Source organism: Candidatus Eisenbacteria bacterium, assembly GCA_026388185.1.
Taxonomy (GTDB): domain Bacteria; phylum Eisenbacteria; class RBG-16-71-46; order JAFGJU01; family JAFGJU01; genus JAPLKG01.
Map to the genome: position 1 here is coordinate 60,281 of JAPLKG010000006.1, position 7,344 is coordinate 67,624.

Here is a 7,344-nt window from a genome sequence, read left to right on the forward strand (position 1 = left end):
TCGCGTGGATGTTTCTGCTCGCAGTTCTCTCCGCTAACGCGTTTCGCGCGCAATGATCTGGACCGGCAAATGGCTCGTCACATTACGACAAGACTGGCAGTGGTTTGCGACTTTGACGGCACTATCTCAAACGGTGACATAGGGAACAGTCTTTTCAGAGAATTCGCGGGTGGAAGCGAGTGGAAAGAGCTGATCGCGTCCTGGGAGAGAGGAGAAATCGGCTCCAGAGATTGCCTCACAAAGGAATGTAGCCTCGCACGAGCGACCCGTGAGGAGGTCGCCGCTTTTGCCGGGGCCTTCGAGATAGACCCACACTTTCCGGCGTTTGCCGCCTGGTGTTCGGAAAACGAGATACCTCTCGTCGTCGTCAGCGACGGCCTCGATTTCTACATAGAGATTGTTCTGAAGAAGTACGGGCTCTCGCGCCTGCCCGTCTACGCAAATCATCTCACGTTCACGGAGGGAGGCATGACGCCCGAGTTTCCCTATTTCGAGCAGGGGTGTGGTAGGTGCGGAAACTGCAAGGGGTACCACGTGCGCAGGTACAGGGAGCAATTCGGGAGAGTCGTGCTTGTTGGAGACGGATACTCGGACAGATGTGCCCTCGAAGAGGCCGACCTCGTTCTCGCAAAGAAAGGGCTGGCTGAACTCTGCCAATCGCTTGACGAGCCCTGCATCGAGGTTGGTGATTTCAAAGCCGTGAAGGCGGTCGTTGATGCTTTTGCCAGAGGACTCGACGTGAGGTCTATGCACTGATGAAGGCTTCAGAACGGCGGAGCGCGCAGGGGCGTCCGAATCTTTCGCAGCAATCAAGTATTCAGGGGCGTCCAAGCGGGAGGCCGGGTTCGAATGGCCCGACGATAGGAAGCCTCACACTGGATTCTCGTCTTGTCCTCGCTCCGCTTGCGGGCATCGCGGACAGCACGTTCAGGCTCCTCTGCAAAGAGAAGGGGGCGTCTCTGGTCTACACGGAGATGATCAGTGCGGACGGCCTCGTCAGAGAGAACGCTCAAACACTGGCCCTGCTCTCGTTTTCCGAGGCCGAGAGATACATCGCGATTCAGCTCTTCGGTGCGGACCCCGACGTCATGGCGAGAGCCGCCGAGAAAGCCATGAGGTTCAACCCCGACATGATCGACCTCAACTTCGGCTGTCCCGCGAGAAAAATCGTCGGAAAGCAGGCCGGCTGCGCGTTGCTCAACAACCTCGCGCTCCTGCGGAAGATCGCTGCCGCCGTCGTTTCGGCAGTCGGAGTGCCGGTGACCGCCAAGATAAGGAGCGGCTGGGACGATAAGTCCATGAACGCTGACAGGGTCTCCGAGATGCTCGAGGACTGCGGCGTGAAGGCGGTGGCGGTACACGCGAGGTCGAGGGCCGACAAATTCAGCGGCAAAGCAGATTGGGAAGTGATCGCCCGCGTAAAGAGTTCGGTTAATATCCCGGTCATCGGAAACGGAGACGTGACGGCTCCCGAAGACGCGGCCAGGATGCTTGAAGAGACCGGGTGCGACGCCGTCATGATCGGCAGAGGGGCGCTCGGGAATCCGTGGATTTTCTCCCGCACCAGACATTTTCTGGCGACGGGCGAGCTGCCTGCGCCTCCGTCAGAAAAGGAGAGGCTTGAGTTTCTCCTGAGGCACATCGCACTGGCGGAGGAGAAAGCCCGCTGCGCACCTTCTCGGGCGACGAATCAGGCGACGAAAATCACTCCAGCCGTCCTGGCGAAGAGAGCCGCGGGCGGCTACACCGTGAACCGCGAGGTTGCCGACAACTGGTCCGCGCTTGCCATGAGAAAGCACGTAGGCTGGTACACCAGGGGTCTTCCTCAAAGCTGCAGGTTGAGGCAGGAGGCGAACCGCGCCACGTCTTTTGAGGAAACGCGCAAGCTTGTTGTCGCGTTTGCTTCCTCTCTCGGCGTGGAACTCAACGAGGCCTAGACGCATCGCCGTGCGCGTCTTCTTGCCGCGGGCAGCCTGTGCAACCAGGACGGCGGAGCGGAGCACAGATTATGTACACTGACAGACTCAGAGAGATGATGAGAAGGGTCCGGAGCGGTGAGCTGAGCGTGGATGCCGCACTGGCTGAGCTCAGGCATCTTCCGTTCGAGTCGCTCGAGGAGGCGACAATCGATCACCACAGAAGCCTCAGATGCGGATTTCCCGAAGTCGTCTTTTGCGGTGGAAAAAGCGAGAGGCAGATAGTGGCCATCGTCGAGAAAATGGTGGAGAAGGGTGAACCCGTGCTTGCGACAAGGGTAAAGCCCGGCGTGGCAAGTCGGCTTGCCAGGAGATTTCCGCACGCCGAGCACAACTCGCTTGCGCACACCGTCTTCATCCTCCGCGGAAAGCGAGAGAAGAAAGAAGGCCTCGTGTTGGTGGTCTCCGCCGGCACTTCGGACATTCCGGTCGCGGAAGAGGCATGCGTGACCGCCGAGGCCATGGGATGCAAGGTGGAGCGGCTTTTCGACGTGGGAATAGCGGGAATACACAGGATAATTTCGCACAGAAGGAAACTCTGGGATGCGGACGCGATTGTTGTCGCGGCAGGGATGGAAGGCGCGCTGGCCGGCGTCGTAGCCGGAATGACCGACAGACCAGTCGTGGCCGTGCCGACCAGCGTGGGCTACGGCGCGAGTTTCGGAGGCATCGCTGCGCTCCTGGGCATGCTCAACAGTTGCGCAGCCGGTGTCACGGTTGTGAACATCGACAACGGCTTTGGAGCAGGTTACGCCGCCGCTCTCGTGGCGCGAAGACAGACGGCCACGGGCGTAAAGACCCGGAAGGAAACCGGAGCGAAAGGTACTGGGACCAGGAAGCGCAAGGGTTGAAGTGTACGGAACAAGCCAAGAGCGAGAGGCGCACTGCAAAGGGCGATGAGGTCGGACGTATGAGACTTGCTTACCTCGATTGCTTTTCTGGAATAAGCGGAGACATGTTCGTGGCTGCGTTCCTCGATGCCGGAGTGGAGCTTGAGGAACTCAGGAGTTTCCTGGAATGTTTGCCCGTAGGAGGATGGAAGGTCTCCGCGACAAAGACAAAGAGAGGGCATTTCGCTGCCACGATGTTTCGAGTGAGCGTCGAGGAAGCCAAGAAAGAAAGGCGTCTCTCAGAGATTCTGGAGCTTATAGACAGAAGCTCTCTTCCGCCTCGTGTCAAAGAAAACAGTTCAAAGGTGTTTCTCAAACTGGCCGAGGCCGAATCGACTGTGCACGGCGTCCAGCCGGAGGAGGTGCACTTCCACGAGGTGGGGGCAATCGATTCCATCGTTGACATAGTCGGGGCTGCCTCCTGTCTTCACCTCGCGGGGATTGACCGGATGTACGTGTCGACTCTCTCTCTTGGAAAGGGCGGCACGAACGCACAACACGGGCTTATCCCACTTCCCGCCCCGGCCACCTCAGTTCTTCTTCTTGGCCACAGCGTTCGGATGATCGACATAGAGGCGGAGCTTGTCACGCCGACCGGCGCCGCGATCGTGAGTTCTCTTGGAGAGCAAGGCGACGTCCCCGTGCCTTTTAGACTCGAGTGCATCGGATGCGGAGCCGGTTCAAACGAGTTTGAAAGTCTGCCCAACGTGCTCAGGGTCTTTGTCGGAAGCTGCGAGGGCCTCTCGTTTGAGAGAGGATTCGTTCAAGTGCTTGAGACCACGATCGACGACATGAACCCTCAGCTCTACGAGTTCCTCAGGGAGAGACTCCTGGAACTGGGTGCCCTCGACGTTTTTCTCACGGCGGTCCACATGAAGAAGGGTCGGCCCGGCGTGCTCGTCACCGTTCTGTGCGAGCCGGGTCTTTCCACGAAGTTGGGCGAGGAAATCCTCCGGCAGACCACGACGCTCGGGCTGCGCCTCTCCACGCAGACGAGGATGGAGCTTGCGAGAGACGTCGAAGAGGTCTCCACCGCCTACGGCACGATTCGCATGAAAGTCCCGGCCGCGTATCCTGACAGGGCTTCCCCCGAGTACGACGACTGCTACAGGGCCGCCAGGACGCACGGCGTGCCGCTCATCGCAGTTCACGAAGCTGCAAAGACGGCGTGGAGCAGGAGATCTCCGGCTTGACCCGATGAGGGCGTCCAGATGATTGCGAACCGGTAATCGCGAATCGATGATAGTGAAGCGATGATAGAGCTTTCTGCGGTTTCTTATGCTTACCCGGGCCAGCCGTCCACGGCCTTGCGCGAAGTAAGTCTCACTGTGAGACAAGGTGAGACTCTTTGCGTCATAGGCAGGAACGCGAGCGGCAAGAGCACGCTCTGCAGGATCGCGGCAGGCATCCTCAAGGCCGGCGCCGGGTTCGTGAGGATTGACGGACTTCCCGCAGGCGAGGAAGGCACACGGCTGGAAATCAGAAGGCGAGTCGGCTTCCTCCAGCAAGACCCAGAGAGTCAATTCGTCTCGGTGACCGTGGAGAGGGAAATAGCCTCCGGCCCCGAAAACCTTGGCCTTTCGGTAGCGGAGACACGAACAATTGTCGAGGAGCTTCTCAGTTTTTTTGGTCTCACCGAGTTGAGAAAACGTCCTCCACACGCGCTTTCGGGCGGACAAATGCAAAAGGTGCTCCTTGCGTCTCTTCTTGCGATGAGACCAAAACACCTCATACTGGACGAACCAACCTCGTACCTGGATCCCTTGGAAAGAATCTGTGTGGCGAAGGAACTGAAACGCGTCTCTGACGTAACGGGTACGTCAGTCGTTTGGGTGACACAGTTTCTCCGCGAGGCACTCGCCTCGCCAAGGGTGATCGCCATAGAGCGTGGCGGTGTCTGCTTTGATGGGTCTCCTTCGCAGTTTGTAGGTCGGCGTGACGTACACGCTACGCTGGGCATAAGGAACCTGGAAAGGTTCCTGCCGTCCGCCTCGCCCCCACCGTGGGTCGATTCCTCGCGAGTGCGCGCCACGCCACCCGTGCCGGGAGACGTGGATGCACAGTAGGGACTCTTGATGAAACTCGTAATGGACAACGTTCAATTCAGCTACGACAGAGGCTCCCCCGCAGAAAGGATCGTGCTCGATTCGGTCTCTCTCGAAGTGAGGGAGCGAGAACTCCTTTCCATCGTGGGGCGCACTGGTTCGGGTAAAACCACGCTCGGTCTCGTGATGGCGGGGTTACTGTCACCGGCGCGTGGGAGGATGACCATCGAAGACGCATCTGTCGGCGGCTCTACGGTTGCCCGCGAAGGTATTACTGACGATGCGTCGATCGCGATCCCTGCGACAACGGGCGGGAGAAACACAAGAACGCCGAGACGCAAGCCGACCGCGAAACGTGGGGCAGAGGGTGTAGATGTAGTCATGGTCTTTCAATTCCCCGAGTCCCAGTTTTTCGAAGAGAGTGTCCTCGGCGAATTGGCCTTCGGCCCGTCGAGACTCGGTCTTACGGGCGAAGCGATTCAGAGGAGAGCAGTCTCGGCCATGCAAAAAGTGAGGTTGGACTTCCACGCGCTTTCAACGCGTTCGCCCCTGAGCCTCAGCGACGGGGAGAAAAGGAAAGTCGCAATAGCCTCTGCGCTGACATGCGGGCCACGCTTTCTCATATTGGATGAACCCACCGTCTCGTTGGATTGGGAGGCAGCCGTTCACACGTTTGAGGTTCTCAGGGAGCTCACGCAGAGCGGGGTCTCCGTGATTGTGATGACGCATGAGGTGGAAGACGTTCTGGCTTACTCCGACAGAATCGCTGTCCTGACGGAGGGTAGGCTTGTCGCACTGGGTCGTCTCAGCAGGGACGAGATCTATCGTGTTCTCTCTCGGGACGAAGCTCCGACTTCGGGAGGAAGTCTCACGTCTCGAGGACGAAAGAGTTAACTTCTTGACACGGGCCAAGTAATCTGATATTATTCGGGCGTGGTCGGGGTCGGTGTTCCACGGGCAGTGGCGAGTGCGACACCGGCTTATTTTGTTGTCTTCGCAGAAGTTAAGGGCCGCGGACTCGCGGATTGGGGGCCGGGGCCATCTCGCCCCCTGAAGTCGGCCCGGTGGCCGAGAGTGGGACGCGAGCAGTCGCCGGGACCGGCGCTCGGCTCGAGAATGGGTTGAAGGCAGATATTGCAGTGTGACGGAATGCGTTGTGGGCTGCCCGGTCGGGGAAGAAAAACCTTGACATTGCCCGTTCGGTCATGTTATACTAGCTCCGTGAAGATACTGGTGCGCGGCACGTTGCCCCACTTTTTTGCGCATGTCACTAAATGAGTCTAAAGGGGGTGATAGGCGCTATTGCAGTTGTTTGCGATGGCTGTGCGTCACTTCACATCAAAGAAAGGGGGGATAAAGGCGAGAGGACATGGCTTCTATTACGATTCGCGACGCTGCTGGGAAGCCGCGTGTCGTTCTCTTCATTCCCGGCCAATTGCTTCATAACTGCTTTCAAAAGTCCTCGTTCGCAATTTAGGCAGTTACTTGTTTTTCGCTTGCGACGATGGAGGTATCGAAATGAGAAGATTTCTGGCGATTTCACTAGTTCTGTTGGTTGCCATTATGATGACGGCGACCATTGCCAGAGCCAAGGAGATCGAGAGACGAGTCCCCATCATTGACGACGCAGCGCGCGGAGTCCCGATGGGTCAGGTGTACGGCGTGAACGCTGCCACACAGGGCACCGACACGTTCTACTATGGTGGAACGGTCGTAGGCGATACGATCACGGTGCGTGGCAGACCTTCCTTTCTGTACGCTGCCGAGCCTGCGTCTGCTGGTTGGGCGAACCGGAAGATGTGGAGTTTTAGCTCCGCCGGTTTTAACGGCACTCCGCACAGCGGTTACTTCATGGACGGCTGGAAGGGTGTCGACAACACTACAGAGGCAGAGGACTACATGCACGTGGCGAGCAGCACGAGCGCTGACCCGTATCTAAACATCGGGTCGTGCGTGATTGACAGCAACAAATCGCTCTTCGCTGGTGTGACGAACCAGCAGGGTATCGATCTCTGCTACAATGACAATACTGGCACTGGTTACGGCAACAACATGTATCAGACGATAGTCACGAAGAGTTACACCTACGCTTCTGGCGATCAGATCACTCTCGCTTACGACTACAACGCCGAGAGTGAGGCTGGTTTTGATTTCAGCTATTCCATATTGCAGGTTTACGACACTGGCGCCAGTGAGTGGGTGAACTACGACACGATGGCTACGTACGATGTGGCGACGGGTAGCGAGAGCATAGACGTTGATTCATACCTGGCGTCGTTGACTCCTCCGGTTGATTTCCGCATCGCGTTCAACTTCGATTCTGACGGTGGGTACTCCGACGAGGACGGTTACAACCCGACCGCGTGCGGTGGTGTTGAGTTCGACAACTACGTGCTTACCATCAACAGCACGCTTGACAGTGAGGACTTCGAG

Annotated in this window: 7 protein-coding genes; all 7 read left to right on the forward strand. The window is 58.1% G+C overall.

Features of this window, described 5'->3' with window-relative positions:
• The first annotated feature begins 69 nt into the window (after positions 1-69).
• On the forward strand, positions 70-756 hold the full coding sequence (locus tag NTX17_02630; GenBank protein MCX5800268.1) for an MtnX-like HAD-IB family phosphatase: 687 nt from the start codon (positions 70-72) through the stop codon (positions 754-756).
• On the forward strand, positions 756-1,937 hold the full coding sequence (gene dusB, locus NTX17_02635) for a tRNA dihydrouridine synthase DusB (protein MCX5800269.1): 1,182 nt from the start codon (positions 756-758) through the stop codon (positions 1,935-1,937). The genes NTX17_02630 and dusB overlap by 1 nt, the downstream gene beginning before the upstream one ends.
• Positions 1,938-2,008: 71 nt before the next feature.
• Complete coding sequence (gene larB / locus NTX17_02640; protein ID MCX5800270.1) at positions 2,009-2,827, forward strand: nickel pincer cofactor biosynthesis protein LarB; 819 nt, start codon at positions 2,009-2,011, stop codon at positions 2,825-2,827.
• A 59-nt stretch (positions 2,828-2,886) separates the two neighbouring features.
• Positions 2,887-4,059: a nickel pincer cofactor biosynthesis protein LarC gene (gene larC / locus NTX17_02645; protein MCX5800271.1), complete on the forward strand. Its 1,173-nt coding sequence runs from the start codon at positions 2,887-2,889 to the stop codon at positions 4,057-4,059.
• Between the two features lie 60 nt (positions 4,060-4,119).
• The gene (locus NTX17_02650) at positions 4,120-4,932 is read left to right on the forward strand and encodes an ATP-binding cassette domain-containing protein (protein MCX5800272.1); all 813 of its coding nucleotides are present in this window, start codon (positions 4,120-4,122) and stop codon (positions 4,930-4,932) included.
• A 9-nt stretch (positions 4,933-4,941) separates the two neighbouring features.
• The gene (locus NTX17_02655) at positions 4,942-5,805 is read left to right on the forward strand and encodes an ATP-binding cassette domain-containing protein (protein ID MCX5800273.1); all 864 of its coding nucleotides are present in this window, start codon (positions 4,942-4,944) and stop codon (positions 5,803-5,805) included.
• 624 nt (positions 5,806-6,429) lie between these two features.
• Positions 6,430-7,344: hypothetical protein (locus tag NTX17_02660; protein ID MCX5800274.1), on the forward strand; the 915-nt coding region annotated here is incomplete at its 3' end.

Excerpts from the sequence above, each read along its gene's own strand:
- NTX17_02650 (MCX5800272.1), top strand. The coding sequence starts at position 4,120 with ATGATAGAGCTTTCTGCGGTTTCTTATGCTTACCCGGGCCAGCCGTCC.
- dusB (MCX5800269.1), top strand. The coding sequence starts at position 756 with ATGAAGGCTTCAGAACGGCGGAGCGCGCAGGGGCGTCCGAATCTTTCG.
- larB (MCX5800270.1), top strand. The coding sequence starts at position 2,009 with ATGTACACTGACAGACTCAGAGAGATGATGAGAAGGGTCCGGAGCGGT.
- NTX17_02630 (MCX5800268.1), top strand. The coding sequence starts at position 70 with ATGGCTCGTCACATTACGACAAGACTGGCAGTGGTTTGCGACTTTGAC.
- larC (MCX5800271.1), top strand. The coding sequence starts at position 2,887 with ATGAGACTTGCTTACCTCGATTGCTTTTCTGGAATAAGCGGAGACATG.
- NTX17_02655 (MCX5800273.1), top strand. The coding sequence starts at position 4,942 with ATGAAACTCGTAATGGACAACGTTCAATTCAGCTACGACAGAGGCTCC.